Genomic DNA, 16621 nt, shown 5'->3' on the forward strand with positions numbered 1-16621 from the left:
TCGGCGAGTTGCACTACTGAAATAATTTTGTATCCAGCTATCCCCATTCCGGGCTCCATTGCAGGATTTAAGACTCTGCCCCGCTGTTCTTCCTTTTCGAGCCTGTCTGTATGAGCAAACTATATCGCCTGCTTCAATCAACTTTCAATAATATCCGGTAGCCCAGATTATCCCGCTCACTCATCTTAATATCTGAGCTCTATTTAAAGATACCTGAATCTCACATATAAGCCTCAATCATAGTTTCTAATAAAGAGCTAAACTTAAAATTAATAGATCTATTTTAGCAAATAAATTTCCAGGATATTAAGCCTCTTGTTATTAATATATTGACTTAGCAAATTTATTTAAAAATTTCTTATTTTACCTCTATGAAATAGGTTATTTTCAAGCTAATCAATTGAAAATATACAGCTTAAATTCAAACTGATTCTCGGTCTCTATTCTTATGCAAAAATTCAGAATATATAAGCATCATCAGACATGAATTAATGAAAGTTTTTTAGGCTATTATTAAAAAAATCACTACTCATAATGAAGAAAATAAGCAATATTAAAATTTTGTTACTTTTTCATTTTCTGACTGACATCCATCTTTATTCTAATAAAAAACCATGCAATAAATACCTGTAATTCCTATAAAAATATAGAAACAACAAATCTATATTTGATAAGATGTTGAAATCAAAAATAGCCTTATATCAGCAAAGAATCTACATAATTAATGACTTCATCAGTAAATTTGATGATTTTATGTTAACCTCTACGCCAATTGCTGAGGAAATGTCCACATTCAGGACGCATGAATCATCCTCTTTTCTGCTGCAGATATGAATATCCAATTGATATTCAGACGCTGGTTTTTTTATTTTCTGTAGCTTCACTGCTCTGTCTAATCTAGAGCCTTAATCTGTTGCCAATGATTTAATTTTCAAAAACAAAAGGTGACCCGCTTAAGGAGTATGTATGTTTCAATTCACTAGTACAGCAACTGTACTATTGATGGTGCTTTTCTATGGCATCACCTTTCTATTGTCGTTACGCATTAAGCAAAAAAATGAAAATGTCGATGGATATATGGTCTCGAATGGCTCCATCGGATTTGGAATGTCTGCGGCCAGTATGACCGCCACCTGGATCTGGGCCGCTTCATTTTATGCAGCAGCTTCGTCCGGATATAAATACGGTGTTTCCGGTGCCTTACACTATGGTTTGTGGGGTGCACTGATGATTTTATTTATCTACCCATTCGGCAAACGTTTCCGCGACCTGGCACCCAATGCACACACTTTGGCAGAAATCATGCATGCACGGCATGGTAACCAGAGCCAGATGATTCTGGCAGGCTCCAACATTGTCGGGAGCGTGATCAGTCTGATGGTAAACTTTACCGCAGCAGGTGCGCTGGTTGAAATTCTGTCTCCCCTCAGCTTTATCCATGGGGTCTTGATTACCGGAATTGGCGTCCTGTCCTATACTTTATGGTCAGGTTTCCGCTCCTCGGTATTTACCGACTTTGGTCAACTGGTCGCCATGATTGTGGCGGCAGTGATCATTATTCCGACGCTATTTTTCACCCTGGGCGGCCCCTCACTGTTCCAGACCGGCATGCATAATCTGCAACCGGAACAACTGGATTTCTTTTCGAAAACCGCATTTTTAGAACAGGGTGCACCATTTTTTGTGGCGGTACTGGCTTATGCGATTGGTAACCAGACCATCGCCCAACGCCTGTTTGCAGTGCGTAAAGACTTGATCAAACCCAGCTTCATTACTGCAACCATCGGTTATGCCGCGATTGTCGTCGGTTTGGGAATGCTCGGATTATTGGCGCTATTTGCCGGTATTCAGCCGATTGATGGCAACCTGAACAACCTGATTCCACAAATGGCAGCAACGTATCTGTCTCCATTTATGGTAGCCTTACTCTTTGTCATGGTGATTGGCGCGCTTTCGTCAACGGCGGATTCGGATTTATCTGCCCTGTCTGCCATCGTAATGACCGATATTTATGGCAAACAGATTGCTAAAAATCGTCCTGATCCGAAGAAGATGCTGTTTATTGGCCGGATGACCATGATTGTAGCCACCATGCTCGGTATTTTAATTGCCACGCTTAAATTCGACATTCTAGCGATGCTGATTTTCGTCGGTGCACTCTGGGGTGCCATCGTATTCCCGGTGATTGCCAGCCTGTACTGGGACAAGGTCAATGCCCGTGCCTTTAACTGGTCTGTCGGTATCGCATTTTTAAGCTTTCTGGTGGTTCGATTTGAATGGCTGCCAATTCAGGGTCTGATCGCACTCAGTTTTGAGCTTATGGCCACCATCGGTATTGGTGTGGTACTGGGTCTGATGAGCTTTGGCTTCTTTGGCAAGAAAGTCGGCCTGGTGGTCGGTATTCTGGCCAGTATCGGCTTCCTTCCATGGACCATCGGCTTCCTGCGTGATTATGGCACGCTATTGAGTTCCCTGACCGCCTACGGCAGCAGCGCCATTGTCTGTACAGTACTGACTTTAATGAATAGCAAAGAACGATTTGATTTTAAACAAATCAATAAGATGGTGATTGAATTTCACCAGGTATCTGAGAAAAGTAAATAAGGAGATTTCAGATGAGTAGTCAATTTATGACCCTATATGTACTTTTTTGGCCATTGGTGGCGACGATGATTTTGTTCGTCATTTGCATGGGGGTCTATAAAGACATCCAGGAAGCCAAGATCAGTGGTGAAGATTTGCTTTAGTCCACTTCTATCATGAGATAAAAACAGGTCGATATGACCTGTTTTTTTATAGCGATTGTTCAGCTGAAATTTCCACAGAGTTTTGTTTGTTCCGACAATTCATGTCGCAGCACTCTAGTGCTGTTGCTACTTTTTTGGCATGATGCACTTAGCAAAGAATTGAATAATGATAAATGACTCAAATGCGTTGGTTAGAGCTGCTTTCGACAGTTCGGATTGGTAGTAAAAAGCAAAGTACTGAACTGGCACGTAGCCCGTTCCACAAAGATTATGACCGTATTATTTTTTCACAAAGTTTCCGCCAGCTGAACCGTAAAACTCAGGTTCACCCTTTAACCCAGCACGATGGTATTCATACACGACTCACACATTCACTTGAAGTGTCCTGTATTGGGCGTTCACTCGGGATGCTGGCCGCAGAGAAAATAAAAGATCAGTTACCGCCCTGGATTTCCCCGGCCGATGTCGGTGCCATTATTCAGGCTGCCTGTCTGGCACATGATATTGGTAATCCCCCTTTTGGCCATGCCGGTGAATATGCCATTCGAGAATGGTTCGACGATGCATCGCATACCGATTTTTTAAAAGATCTCAGTCCTGAACAAGAAGCCGATGTACGTCAGTTTGAAGGCAATGCCCAAGGTCTACGCCTGTTGACCAAAATCGATTACCATCCCAATGATGGCGGCATGCGTTTGACTTATGCCACGTTAGGGGCTTATTTAAAATATCCGTGGCTGTCAAAAACCATGGCATCTCAAGTCGATTTACCTGCCAGCAATCGGGCCAAGTTTGGCTGCTATCAGGCCGAGAAAGAGATTTTAAAGCAGATTGCAGAACAACTCGGACTGATTCAGTTAGCTGAATATCATTACTGCCGTCATCCACTGACCTATCTGCTCGAAGCGGCTGATGATATCTGTTATGCCCTGATTGACCTTGAAGATGGTATTAGCCTGAATATGCTCAGTTATGACGAAGTTGAGCCGGTCTTTTTAAATCTGCTCGGTGATTATGGTATTCCTTCTGAAATCGCCATGAGCAATACCACCTGGCAGCAAAAAATTGCCGCCTTGCGTGGTCGGGTCATGAAACGTCTGGTCGATGAAGTGACAACGGCTTTTGCCCGTCATCATGACCAGATTTTATCGGGTCAGTTACAAGGTACTTTATTGCAATATTGTACTGCGGACATTGAAATCGGGATTAATCGCGCCAAAGAACTGGCACGGGATAAAATTTTTGAGCATCCGCAAAAAGCAGGACTGGAAATTATCGCGCATCAATGTTTGCAAAATATTCTGGATGCCTTTATTCCCTTAACAACGCCGCATAAAAACCTGAGTTTTAAAGAACAGCGCTTGATGTCGATTCTGCAACGTTCAGGGGCGAATTTTAGCGCCAGCCATTATGACAATATCATGCAGGTGCTGGATATTGTTTCGAAATTTTCTGATCATCAGGCTTATAACCTGTCGCAGGAATTACAAGGCAATAAAGCCGGATTGTTATAAAATATTCTGCTGTATGGGAGGATGATTGTAATAAAATCATCTATTTTACAGCGGCAGATTTTGCCTTTCCGGAAAATGCTGACTACTATGCAGCAAAACTGAATTTAGTGATGATAAAAGATGATTGGATGTCTGATTGGTGAAGTACTGGCTTTAGAAGCACCCACCGTACTGTTAAATGTAAATGGCGTCGGTTATGAAATTGATACGCCGCTGACGACTTTCTGCCAGCTGCAAAAAGGACAACAAGTCACACTCTGGACCCATCTGGCCGTGCGTGAAGATGCACAGTTGCTGTATGGCTTTATCAATGCTCAGGAAAAAACCATTTTCCGCACCTTACTCAAAGTCAACGGCGTGGGTCCCAAAATGGCCTTGGGTATTCTTTCGACTTTAAGTGTGGAAATGCTGATTCATACCGTTGAAAATGAAGATGTGAATACCTTGGTCAAAGTTCCCGGTGTCGGTAAAAAAACCGCTGAACGTTTAATGATTGAATTACGTGACCGTTTTAAAGCCATGGCTTCAGGTGCTGCGCCAAGCAATTCAACTGCACCACAGATTCAGTTTATGGGCAATTCAGCCGTGGCTGAAGCAGAAGCTGCATTACAGTCTTTGGGTTATAAACCTGCTGAAGCGCAAAAACTGATTAATGCGGTTAAAGCAGATTACACTGAAGCCAGCGACATTATTCGTGCCGCATTAAAATCGATGAATCGTTAATACTGATTTAAATATTCGCTGCAAAATGAAGATGAGAAGGCAGCATGGATGCTGCCGCAGAAATATGGCATAGGATGTGCCATTATTTTTGCAAAGGGTTTTGTTACTTTTGCCCTGTCAAAAGTAAGAGCATGCCTGCACAATGGCATACGAATTGTTAAAGCATTTTGAGGCTATGACTTTATTCACCTCAAATAAACCATAGAGATTAACTCAAAAGATATGCAAGACCGTCTCATCAGTGGTTCTGAAAAACCAGAAGATCATTTTGATCGTGCCATCCGTCCAACCTCACTCGATGACTATATTGGTCAGCCTGTGGTTCGAGAGCAAATGGAAATCTTTATTGGTGCCGCCCGTGGCCGTGAAGAAGCGCTGGATCATACATTGATTTTTGGCCCGCCCGGCCTGGGTAAAACCACGCTGGCGAATATTATTGCCCGCGAAATGGGCGGTAATCTTAAGTCGACTTCAGGTCCGGTGCTAGAACGTGCCGGTGATTTGGCCGCCATGCTGACCAATCTGGAAGAAGGTGATGTCCTGTTCATTGATGAGATCCACCGTCTTTCACCGGTGATTGAGGAAATTCTCTATCCAGCGATGGAAGACTACCAGCTCGACATCATGATTGGCGAAGGGCCTGCTGCACGATCAATCAAACTGGATTTGCCACCCTTTACCCTGGTTGCAGCAACCACACGTGCAGGTCTGCTTACCTCTCCTTTGCGTGACCGTTTCGGCATCGTACAGCGTTTAGAATTTTATTCAGTTGAAGATTTGACCCACATTGTCAAACGTTCAGCCAATTTGATGGATGTACCCATGACCGGTGATGGCGCAAAAGAAATTGCCCGTCGCTCACGGGGTACACCGCGTATTGCCAACCGCTTATTGCGTCGTGTACGTGACTATGCTCAGGTCAAAGGCACTGGTGAAATTAATCAGGATATGGCGCAACGTGCTTTGGACATGCTCAAAGTCGATAAAGATGGTTTAGATACTTTAGACCGCCGTTATCTATCGATGTTATTAGAACGTTTTGATGGTGGCCCTGCTGGTGTTGAAGCGTTGGCTGCTGCCATGGCAGAAGATTCTGGTACGCTGGAAGATGTGATTGAACCATATTTGATTCAGCAAGGTTATGTGATGCGTACTGCACGTGGCCGTATTGCCACCAATATGGCCTATTTACAGTTTGGATTGACACCACCTGAGCCAAAAGAAAAGTGATTCAAAAAGCAGCTTAGGCTGCTTTTTTATTGAATATAGATTTCAAATTTTGAATAAGAGAATCTACTACAATGTTTAGAGCTTTGAAACTATCAGCAATACCTTCTTTATCAATTACCGCGGTAATACACATGATTTGTAGCTGAGTGAGATAACGCTCAAATTCGTCCCATTCAGATACTAATTCATGATCTTCCTCTACTAATATTTTTAAATGAGTACTAATACGAGCTATTAAAGGGAATATATCATCTTCTAAACTCTTTAATTCTGAACGCATATCTTCGTATTCATTATTTTTGAACCAGTCTTTCACATCATTTAGTACTAAAGCTACAGAGCCTAACAATGTAATGTATTTATGCACTAATGGTTTCAATACAGCAAGATCGTCTATTAACTTAAGTTTCCAACCTCTATAAAATTCTTCTTGTAATTCAACTCTTTTTAAATTTTCTTGACTTTCTATAAGTTGTTTAGTCATATTTCTATGAGATTCTGCTGCTTCTTTAATATCTTCACTTACTACTTTAAAAGATAGTTCTGTGAGTTGAAAACTCTTACGTCCATACCAATAAGCAAGCCAAGTTGCGAAACTACCTAAAATAAGCGCAATAATGACAGATAAAGTAAATGATGAAATTGCTGTCGTATCTGTCGAATGATTGAGATCAAGCTCCATCTTTCTATTTGGATTCTCTACAACACTTGCCGTTTGATCAAAAGGCTGCTGTGGCACTGTCCATGGCAATTGAAATCATCACTGCATTATTATTCTGCTCTGCCACAATTTCCCCATTTCATTTCAATAAATTTTTATTATTGATATTCTAAAAATTTTCAAACCATTACAAAAGAAAAAGCCAACTGACATGTCTAAATCAGTTGGCAAAAGCACAAAACAAAAAACTAAATAAAAAAATTACTTCTCTTTTTTCTTAAACTCCTAAAAGTCCGCTTTACGAATCATCGCGTGAATACCTTTGGTTTTATCTACCACTTGCGATACTTTAAAATCCGTTGCAGCACTTAAATATGCATAAGCAATTTCTTCTGAAATTCCGTATTCATTGACCAAAAAACGGATTGCTTCGCGTGTCGATTTACGCATGGCTTCGTCTAAGTCTTCATCTAAACCTAGAGTAATCCACAACTCATCATTTTCGCCCAAAGGTTGCGTTAATGATTGTCGCGGAATCTTGTCCTGATCTATTTTTGATATTTGTTTTTATTTTGTCTTATTGATAATTTTGATACCTTTAGCATATAGAAAATAAATAAGGGTACATAATTTTACAATGTAAAAGTATTCATAAAGCTCTTTTAGAACAAGGTCTAACAAGCAATATACCTTAAAGGTATTATCATAATACTTAGAGAGTTTTGGTCAAATTTAAATCAATATGCAATCCTAGAGAATCACTTTAACCATTTAAAATTCTTAAGGTTCTCCCCAAGTATGAATATGTATAAGCAGATTTCCCTTTGTCTTCCTCTTCTTTTCTGTAGCCAACTCAGTCTGGCCGACTGGATTGATGATTCTGTACAAACGGCTGAAGCGCACACCATAAAATTACGCCAGCATATTCATCAATATCCTGAGCTGGGGAATATGGAATTTAAAACCTCGGAACTGGTTCAAAAAGAATTAAAATCCTATGGGATTGAAGTACGAAAAGGTTATGCCAAAACGGGTGTGATCGGTGTACTAAAAGGTGGTAAACCCGGCCCGGTCATGGCATTGCGTGCAGATATGGATGCATTACCAATTAAGGAAACTGCACCGGTATCATTCGCCAGCAAACAAAAAGCCATTTATCAGGGCAAAGAATCTTATGTGATGCATGCCTGTGGTCATGATGCGCATACCGCCATGTTACTGGGTGCAGCCAAAGTTCTGGCCGCCAACAAAGATAAAATTGCAGGAACGGTGGTATTTGTGTTCCAGCCAGCCGAAGAAGGTGGTGCAGATATTGATAACTTTACCCAAGGCGATCAGATTGGTTCGCGTAAAATGATTGCGGACGACGCCCTGAAAAATCCAAAACCTGAAGTCATTTTCGGTATGCATGTCATGGCCGGTATGCCAAGTGGCAATATCTTCTACAAAGATGGTGCCATTTTAAACAGTGCCGATCATTTACGCATCCAGGTCAATGGAAGTCAGGTTCATGGTTCGATGCCTTGGGCAGGAAAAGATCCAATTTATGCCTCTGCCCAGATGGTCACCAATCTGCAAAGTTTGATCAGCCGTAAAGCGGATCTGACCAAAGGAATGGGCGTGGTCAGTATTGGTAGCATTCAGGGTGGTACAACCGGTAACGTGATTCCGGATCAGGTCAATATGGTGGGAACCATTCGTTCAAATAGCGAAGACGTTCGTCAAGGCCTTTTGAAAGACTTACCGAAGATGCTAGAACACAATGCAGCAGCCAACGATGTCAAGGTGAAAGTCGAAATTGCGCCTTATGCCCCGGTCACCACCAATGACAAAACTTTGACCAAGCTGATGCAACCGACCCTGGCCAAAGTCCACGGTGAAGATAAATTGCATGTCTTGGATAATAATGCCAGTGCGAGTGAAGACTTTGCTTACTATGGCCAGCTCATGCCATCCTTGTTTGTCTTTGTCGGTGCCACGCCGGCCGATCAAGATCCGGCTAAAGCCGCGCCAAACCATAATCCGAACTTTATTGTCGATGATGCGACCTTAAAAACCGGTGTCGAAAGTCATGTGCGCTTTATTCTGGATTATCCAAAAGTGGCTGAACAGGTTCAGGCCAACTGGAAACAGAACAATAAAGGTTAATTGCCTGCTATAAAAATGCGCGAGTTGATGAGCTCGCGCATTTCATCATCTTCTGCTGTTTTATAAATGAGCTATCAGGTGCTCTGCGCTTCCTCTTGACTATTTCTAGCCAGATTTGACATCTTGTGCCATTGGTCTCAAAACTCAAAATGCTAAACTTTGTCCCGCTAAATTGCTTGACTTTGGACAGGAATCCGGCAAATTCAAGGATTTTCCTCTCTCCAAAAAACAAGCAAAAATTTCGAACATCTGCATGGAACAAAACTATGGCGAATCATTTTGAATTCAATATCCGCGTATATATTGAAGATACTGATCTAGGTGGTATTGTCTACCATGCTAACCACATTCGCTATATGGAACGTACCCGTACCGAATGGCTGCGTGCTGCCGGAGTCAGTCATTACTGGCAACAGGCAGAATATAATTTTGTGGTACACAAAATTAATGTCAAATATATGCGCCCCATCCTGATGGATGATTTAATTACTGTTACTGCACGTGTGATTTCATGTAAAGCTTCATCATTTGTATTGCAACAAAATATTTATCGTGGTGAAATCATGCTTGCATCGGGTGAGGTTGAGTTGGCATGTATCAGTGCAGAGATGCGACCACGTCGACTCCCGGATGAAATACGCGAACTAATTCAAAAAGAATTGGAACAAGACTAAAAAATTTATTGGCACACGTAACAACTATGGCGACTCAGTTAGAATCATCTCTTCAAGTTTCAGATCTTATTTTACAAGCAAGCCCTGTCGTACAACTGGTGATGCTTTCTCTTCTGTTAGCCTCAATATATAGCTGGTATCTGATTGCCAGACTCTATATGAGTTATAAAAAAGCCCAGGCCGATGATGAACATTTCCAGAAAATCTTCTGGTCTGGCGCTGAACTGAATACCCTGTATAACAATGCCCAGCTCAATTCTAAACGCACTGGCCTTGAAGATATTTTCTATCAGGGTCTGGGTGAGTTCCTGAAACTGAAAAAACGCCATGCACCGACTGCCCAGTCCATTGAAGGAACAGAGCGTATTCTGCGTGTCGGCCTGAGCCGTGATCAAGGTCATCTGGAGCAAGGACTCGGTGCTTTGGCCAGTATTGGTTCGGTTGCACCTTATGTTGGTCTGTTCGGTACCGTCTGGGGCATCATGAACGCTTTTATTGGCCTGGCAGATGTCGATCAGGTGACGCTGGCGACGGTTGCACCTGGTATTGCTGAAGCCCTGATTGCAACTGCCATTGGCCTGTTCGCAGCTATTCCAGCGGTGTTGGCCTTTAACCATTTCACGGCCAAAGGTGAAACCGTTTACTCTGATCGCGCCCTGTTTGCTGAAGAAATGGTGGCACTGCTACAACGTCAGTCCGTGGGCATAACTCAGGACAAAGACTAATGGCGATTCAAGGTTCAGGACGCTTTCAGCGTATTAAAAAGCCACTGAAAAGTGACATGAATGTCGTACCTTATATTGATGTGATGCTGGTGCTTCTGGTGATCTTTATGGTCACTGCACCCATGATCACCAGTGGCATCAAGGTCGACCTACCTCAGGCCAATGGGCTACCGATTGAATCTAAAGATGCACCGACCATTGTCACCTTGAAAGAAGATGGTTCATATTATTTAGAACATAAAAATCAGGCCACTGGCCCAGTCACGCTGGATGAATTGACTGCTGCCCTTGTTGAAGCGCAAACACAGGCACAAAATGACAATAAAGTGCTGAATGTCGTGATCAATGGCCACAATACCCGTCCTTATGGCGATGTCATGGCCTTGATGTCCAGCCTGCAGGATGCCGGTTTATCTCAGGTCGGTTTACTGACCCAGCCATTAGAATAATGTATGAAAGATTATAAAAAGCCACCATTTCAGAAAAAAGCCATCGCGATTGGATTCACCTTAGGAATCCATGCCGTGGCTTTGGTGGGTTTACTTTATCTTGGCATGAGTAAACCACCTGAACCGCCGAAGCAGATTAAAACGGTCCTGATCAAACCTGAGGACCTCAAACCGGTCACCCGAGAAGAAACGCCGTTTGAGGAAACTGCACATGAAAATGTCGCAAAAGAAATTACTCAAACAGCTGAACCTAGTCCTGAGCCTGCGCCAGTCATTCCGACAGCGGCGCCTGCCACACCTGCTGCTCCGCCTGCACCGAAAGTGGATACACAAAAAGCCCAGCAGGAACTCAAAGAGGTAGCGCAAGCCAAGGCTGTACAACAAGCTGCTGAAGCAGCGAAACGTGCCGAAGCTGCCGAACAGGCGAAACAGGCAGCAGCCAGAGCAAAAGCGGAGGCAGCACAAAAATCCAAGGCAGATGCCGAAGCTGCTCGTAAGGCTGAAATCGATGCACAGCGTAAAGCGGACGCTGCACAGAAAGCCAAATTAGATGCTCAGAAAAAAGCGGATTTGGCCGCCAAACAAAAAGCCGATGCCGCTGCGAAAGCCAAGGCAGATGCTGCTGCAAAGGCGAAAGCTGACGCGGATGCAAAAGCCAAAGCTGAGGCGGCAGCTAAAGCAAAAACTGACGCGGATGCAAAACGTAAGGCAGATGCGGAGGCGAAACGTAAAGCTGATGCGGATGCAAAAGCCAAAGCAGAGGCGACAGCTAAAGCAAAAGCTGAGGCGGATGCAAAACGTAAGGCGGATGCCGATGCAAAAGCCAAAAACGATGCTGCTGCAAAGGCCAAAGCAGAGGCGACAGCTAAAGCAAAAGCTGAGGCGGATGCAAAACGTAAGGCGGATGCCGATGCAAAAGCCAAAAACGATGCTGCTGCAAAGGCAAAAGCAGACGCGGATGCAAAACGTAAGGCAGATGCCGATGCAAAAGCCAAAGCAGAGGCAGATGCCAAGGCTTCAGCAGCCAAACAGGCCGCTGAAGAAGCTGCTCAGAAAAAAGCGGAATCAAAACGGATTGCGTCTACTGCAAAACGTGATTTCGAAAATAAAATTAAACGTGCTTGGGATACCCCAGTGGGATCGTCAGGTCAGCGCGCTACTGCTCGTGTGACCTTGAATGACAATGGCGGTGTGGTTTCTGTCATCGTGAACTCAAGTGATGCAGACATGAAAGCCAGTGTCGAAGCTGCGGTGCGGGCTGCTGCGCCGTATCCGATGCCTTCAGATCCAGATGCACGTCGAGAAGCACGAAGTTTTACATCAACCTTTACCGCACAATAAAAACCAAGCCATCACACATTATTGAGGTGATGGCTTGGTTTTTTCAGCTAAACTTCACTTTAATATGATTAAATAATATTCATTTTTCACAGTGTCATAACAGTTTGGTCATAAAATCCTGGTTTTATTCTATTAAATCCATGCGATGATGTAGCCCAAGCTACCTATACAATAAATCCGTTGATTTGAGTAAATAACGAATGATGGAAAAGACTCGCAAACACCTACTCTGCCTCGCAATCATTGGCGCTTTAAGTCCTGTATTGGCAACTCAGTCCTATGCCCAGTTGCATCTGGAAATTACCAAGGCACCTGAGGCAGCACCTAAAATCGCCATTGTGCCATTCAGTCAGGATCAGAGCATCTATCCTATTGTTGAAAATGACTTGAATCGTTCAGGCAGATTTACCAGTGCTTCAAAAAACCTGCCTGCGACTGCCACATTAAATAATCCGAATGCAGAAGCTTGGGCATCCGCTGGCGTTCCCTATGTCGTGACCGGTTCATCAAAAACCACAGCGGATGGTTCTTTTGAAATCCAGTATCAGTTATACGATATCGAAAAAAAACAATATCTATTAAATGAATTACTAACTGTTCCAGCCTCACGTACCCGTCAGGCAGCGCATATGATCAGTGATGCCATCTATCAGGCATTAACTGGCATTCCAGGTGATTTTACTGGACGTATTGCTTATGTACTGCGTAATCCAGCAACACCAGAACAACGTTATACCTTGCAAATTGCTGATACCGATGGCGAACAGCCAAAAACCATTTTGACTTCGCGTGATCCGATTCTTTCTCCAGCCTGGACACCGGATGCCAAAAAAATTGCTTATGTCTCGTTTGAAACCAAACGTCCGGCAATTTATGTACAGGATCTGGCCACAGGACAACGCGAAAAACTGGCCAGTTTCCGTGGCTTAAATGGCGCACCAAGTTTCTCTCCAGATGGCAAGAGCATGCTGTTTACTGCATCCATGCATGGCAATCCGGAAATCTATCAGATGAATCTGGAAACACGTCAATTACAACGTATGACCAATGACAGTGCGATCGATACCGAAGCACGTTATGCTCCAGATGGAAAATCCTTTATCTTTACTTCTGATCGTGGTGGATCTCCACAGATTTATCGCCATGATCTCGCTTCAAGTAGCAATAAACGTCTGACCTTCCGTGGTGCATTTAATGCACGTGGTACGCTGAGCGCAGATGGCAAGAAACTTGCATTGGTTCATCGTCCAAGCGGCAGTAACTATCGGGTTGCCGTTCAAGACATGAACTCTGGTGTAAATAATATTCTGACGCCAACAACTCTAGACGAATCACCAAGTTTCTCGCCAAATGGCCAGATGGTGGTGTATGCCACACGTGAAGGCGCGCGCGGACTTCTGTCGATCATGTCACTAGATGGTCGTTTCCGTATGAACTTGCCAAGTGAAACGGGCGAAGTCCGTGAACCGGCTTGGGCACCAAAATAACATTGGTATCTGTATAAACCTTTTACCCCATAATCAAACTTCATGGAGATGAAGATGAACAAAGTAAAATTATTTGCCTTACCACTTTTAGCAGCAGCTGTCGTCATGACAGGTTGTGCGAGCCGTAAACCTGCCGCTGAAGTTCAAACCGGCGGTTTAGATACAACCAGCTCAACCACAGTGGATACGCAAGGTCTGAGTGAAGATGCTGCATTAAATGCACAAAACATGGCGGGTGCATCGGCAAAGGGTGTCACTGCGGAAAACAAGGCTTTCTTGGCAAAACGTGTCGTACATTTTGACTATGACAGTACTGAACTCAGCAATGAAGATCTTCGTACACTACAAGCACATGCACAGTTCCTGATGGCCAATGCCAATTCACGTGTCGCACTCACCGGTCACACCGATGAACGTGGTACCCGTGAATACAACATGGCGCTTGGTGAGCGTCGTGCCAAAGCTGTTGAAAGCTTCCTGGTGACTACTGGTGTAAATGCTGCTCAATTAGAAGCCGTCAGCTATGGTAAGGAAATGCCAATCAATCCAGGTCATGATGAAAATGCCTGGAAAGAAAACCGCCGTGTTGAAATTAATTATGAAGCGGTACCACCATTGTTAAAATAACTTTCAATGCTGGCGTATCAAATAAAAAGCACTCATGATTGAGTGCTTTTTATTGGGTTGAATGAACAAATCTGTTTATTCTACGGTCTGGCCTGGTTCAACTGCTTGCATCGATTCAATCAGGTCGTGTTTATTGAATTGTTTGTACTCTGGTTTTGCTTCATAATCCCGCCAGGCTTCTTTCATCTTGTCTTCAGAGATATCATCTAAAGTAATGCCTTCACTTGGCGTTGGAGTCGCATCAAACTTTAATGTTGTCATATCTGTGCTCCTATTCTCAATTTTCCCTTGCCTTCAACATAGCACTTTCCACAGGAGTTGCAAGGGCAAAATCGATACAAATAATCCAGTTTAATTTTTCTTTTAGTACGTTCTCATCTAAAATATAGCCGCATATCGTTTTGATCATTTTTTCCCGATTTAAGTCTTGGAGTTTTCCCTTATGTCATACTGCACCTTATCCCAGTTTTTACAGCAACAAAGCGGGAATCTCACACCTGAACTTGCACAAGTTATTGAAACGATTGCAAGCACTTGCAAGGACATCGATCTGTTGCTGCAAAAAGGTGCTTTAGCGGGTGTATTGGGAAGTGCACAGCATGAAAATGTTCAAGGCGAAGAGCAAAAGAAACTGGATGTCATTTCCAATGATTATCTGATTGATGCTTTACAGCAACATCCGCATGTCGGTGGTTTGGCCTCAGAAGAACTGGATGAATTCACCCCTGCACAAGAAAATGGTCAATTTCTGGTCTTGTTCGATCCACTCGATGGTTCAAGTAATATCGACATCAATATGTGTGTGGGTACGATTTTCTCGATTCTTCCTGCGAAAAATGCCGTGACTCAGGCCGAAGACTTTATGCAAGCCGGTGTCAATCAAGTGGCTGCAGGTTATGTACTGTATGGTCCATCGACCATGATGGCATTGACTGTCGGTGCAGGCGTAGTGTTCTTTACCTTTGACCCGGAAACTCAAGAATTCCTGCTAACTTCTGAAGCGATTCAAGTCGCTGCAGATACCAAAGAATATGCGATCAATGCCTCGAATCAACGCCACTGGGAAGCACCAGTACAACGTTATATCGATGAATTATTGGCAGGCAAAACCGGTCCTCGTGAAAAAGATTTCAATATGCGCTGGGTTGCCTGTATGGTGGGCGATATTCACCGTATTCTTTGTCGTAGCGGTATCTTCATGTATCCATACGACTTTAAAGATCCGGCTAAAGCTGGTCGTCTGCGTTTAATGTATGAAGCCAACCCAATGAGTATGCTCATGGAGCAGGCTGGCGGCGCATCCACCACAGGCCGTGTCCGTATTCTGGAGATCGAACCAACCGATCTACATCAACGTGTGCCAGTGATTATCGGTTCTAAAAACGAAGTTGATCTTGTGACCAGCTATCATAACTAATTTTTTATAGCGGTAGCCGATATTGAATCGGCTACCGTGGATTATATCTCCCATGCCAACTTTTTTTCTTGATTCAAAAGACAATCCAAAAATTAAACACTTACGTGGTTTGATTGAACAAAACACCTATCGTAAAAAACAGGGGCAAACTGTGCTGGAAGGCACGCATCTGTCTCTCGCCTGGCTGCATGAAAACCGTAAAATTGATTCGATTTTTACCACTGAACATGCACTTTCGCATCCTGATTTCGAGAAAATTCTCGCAAAATACACAGGGATGGTCTTTGTTTTAAGCGAATCTTTATACAAAGATTTAAGCACCTTAGGAACGTCTTTAGCCTGTTTAGCTGTGGTCACTTTACCGACAGCAAATTATGCACTGGATTTTAAAGCCGACACTTTAATTCTGGAAAATGTACAGGATCCGGGTAATGTTGGTACCCTGCTTCGCTCTGCAGCAGCAGCCGGTATTGAACAGATTGTCTGCACCAAAGGTTCTGCATCACTTTGGTCACCACGAGTATTACGTGCCGGTATGGGTGCGCACTTCACGCTGCAAACTTTTGAAAATATTGCACTTGAACAAATTCTTGAGCAATTTCAAATTCCTGTATACGTCACCAGCTCACATCGTGCCGAAAGTCTGTACTCAAAAGATTTAGGTAAACCTTGCGTATGGATCTTGGGCAATGAAGGTCAAGGCGTTTCTGATTATGCAATGCAACACGCAGAAGCTGTCAGTATTCCGCAGCCGGGTGGTCAGGAATCCTTAAATGTTGCGATTGCAGGATCGATCTGTTTCTTTGAAATGGTACGTCAACGTATCTAATTAGGGATTTAGGTTACAGTGTTTTAATTCGGCCCTGCCCGTTTATAAA

Annotated in this window: 16 protein-coding genes and 1 pseudogene; 14 read left to right on the plus strand and 3 right to left on the minus strand. The window is 43.4% G+C overall.

Features of this window, described 5'->3' with window-relative positions; all coding sequences use genetic code 11:
- Positions 1–966: 966 nt before the first annotated feature.
- The 5 genes from LOZ91_RS02615 to ruvB all read left to right on the plus strand — a co-directional run bounded on the left by LOZ91_RS02615 (position 967) and on the right by ruvB (position 6214).
- Positions 967–2604, plus strand: coding sequence for a hypothetical protein (locus tag LOZ91_RS02615; RefSeq protein ID WP_005170049.1), 1638 nt, complete (start codon positions 967–969; stop codon positions 2602–2604).
- An 11-nt stretch (positions 2605–2615) separates the two neighbouring features.
- Entirely contained in the window at positions 2616–2747 is a 132-nt protein-coding gene (locus LOZ91_RS02620) for a putative transporter small subunit (RefSeq protein WP_005097597.1), read from the plus strand.
- Positions 2748–2920: 173 nt separating this feature from the next.
- Positions 2921–4261, plus strand: a complete 1341-nt coding sequence (locus LOZ91_RS02625; protein ID WP_005097598.1) for a deoxyguanosinetriphosphate triphosphohydrolase — start codon at positions 2921–2923, stop codon at positions 4259–4261.
- A 120-nt stretch (positions 4262–4381) separates the two neighbouring features.
- Positions 4382–4984 (plus strand): Holliday junction branch migration protein RuvA, encoded by a 603-nt coding sequence (gene ruvA, locus LOZ91_RS02630; RefSeq protein WP_005097599.1) that lies wholly within the window; start codon positions 4382–4384, stop codon positions 4982–4984.
- A 222-nt stretch (positions 4985–5206) separates the two neighbouring features.
- Positions 5207–6214 carry a Holliday junction branch migration DNA helicase RuvB gene (gene ruvB, locus LOZ91_RS02635; RefSeq protein ID WP_005097600.1) on the plus strand — a complete coding sequence of 336 codons (1008 nt, stop codon included), beginning with the start codon at positions 5207–5209 and terminating at the stop codon, positions 6212–6214.
- A gap of 13 nt (positions 6215–6227) precedes the next feature.
- Here ruvB and LOZ91_RS02640 read toward each other — a convergent pair whose 3' ends face one another.
- Positions 6228–6965: a hypothetical protein gene (locus tag LOZ91_RS02640; protein ID WP_244782622.1), complete on the minus strand. Its 738-nt coding sequence runs from the start codon at positions 6963–6965 to the stop codon at positions 6228–6230.
- A 195-nt stretch (positions 6966–7160) separates the two neighbouring features.
- A pseudogene (locus tag LOZ91_RS02645) lies at positions 7161–7421 on the minus strand (acetamidase); the annotation flags it as partial.
- A gap of 258 nt (positions 7422–7679) precedes the next feature.
- On the opposite strand from LOZ91_RS02645, the gene LOZ91_RS02650 reads away from it, so the two are divergent.
- The 7 genes from LOZ91_RS02650 to pal all read left to right on the plus strand — a co-directional run bounded on the left by LOZ91_RS02650 (position 7680) and on the right by pal (position 14326).
- Positions 7680–9023, plus strand: a complete 1344-nt coding sequence (locus tag LOZ91_RS02650; RefSeq protein ID WP_244782671.1) for an amidohydrolase — start codon at positions 7680–7682, stop codon at positions 9021–9023.
- 266 nt (positions 9024–9289) lie between these two features.
- Positions 9290–9697 (plus strand): tol-pal system-associated acyl-CoA thioesterase, encoded by a 408-nt coding sequence (ybgC, locus tag LOZ91_RS02655; RefSeq protein WP_004731733.1) that lies wholly within the window; start codon positions 9290–9292, stop codon positions 9695–9697.
- Between the two features lie 26 nt (positions 9698–9723).
- On the plus strand, positions 9724–10422 hold the full coding sequence (gene tolQ / locus LOZ91_RS02660) for a protein TolQ (RefSeq protein ID WP_004279111.1): 699 nt from the start codon (positions 9724–9726) through the stop codon (positions 10420–10422).
- The gene (gene tolR / locus LOZ91_RS02665) at positions 10422–10871 is read left to right on the plus strand and encodes a protein TolR (RefSeq protein WP_005170046.1); all 450 of its coding nucleotides are present in this window, start codon (positions 10422–10424) and stop codon (positions 10869–10871) included. The genes tolQ and tolR overlap by 1 nt, the downstream gene beginning before the upstream one ends.
- A 3-nt stretch (positions 10872–10874) precedes the next feature.
- A complete protein-coding gene (tolA, locus tag LOZ91_RS02670) occupies positions 10875–12212 on the plus strand; it encodes a cell envelope integrity protein TolA (RefSeq protein ID WP_244782623.1) in 1338 nt (445 codons plus the stop codon).
- Between the two features lie 203 nt (positions 12213–12415).
- Positions 12416–13699 (plus strand): Tol-Pal system beta propeller repeat protein TolB, encoded by a 1284-nt coding sequence (gene tolB / locus LOZ91_RS02675; protein WP_171255748.1) that lies wholly within the window; start codon positions 12416–12418, stop codon positions 13697–13699.
- Between the two features lie 54 nt (positions 13700–13753).
- On the plus strand, positions 13754–14326 hold the full coding sequence (pal, locus tag LOZ91_RS02680; protein ID WP_005097609.1) for a peptidoglycan-associated lipoprotein Pal: 573 nt from the start codon (positions 13754–13756) through the stop codon (positions 14324–14326).
- A 75-nt stretch (positions 14327–14401) separates the two neighbouring features.
- Here the strand turns inward: pal and LOZ91_RS02685 are convergent, their stop codons facing one another.
- Complete coding sequence (locus LOZ91_RS02685; RefSeq protein ID WP_005097610.1) at positions 14402–14587, minus strand: NF038105 family protein; 186 nt, start codon at positions 14585–14587, stop codon at positions 14402–14404.
- 181 nt (positions 14588–14768) lie between these two features.
- On the opposite strand from LOZ91_RS02685, the gene LOZ91_RS02690 reads away from it, so the two are divergent.
- Both LOZ91_RS02690 and LOZ91_RS02695 read left to right on the plus strand, forming a co-directional pair.
- On the plus strand, positions 14769–15743 hold the full coding sequence (locus LOZ91_RS02690; RefSeq protein ID WP_244782624.1) for a class 1 fructose-bisphosphatase: 975 nt from the start codon (positions 14769–14771) through the stop codon (positions 15741–15743).
- A gap of 52 nt (positions 15744–15795) precedes the next feature.
- Complete coding sequence (locus tag LOZ91_RS02695; RefSeq protein WP_005097613.1) at positions 15796–16572, plus strand: RNA methyltransferase; 777 nt, start codon at positions 15796–15798, stop codon at positions 16570–16572.
- Positions 16573–16621: the final 49 nt, after the last annotated feature.

Source organism: Acinetobacter sp. F-1, assembly GCF_022869025.1.
GTDB lineage: Bacteria > Pseudomonadota > Gammaproteobacteria > Pseudomonadales > Moraxellaceae > Acinetobacter > Acinetobacter pseudolwoffii.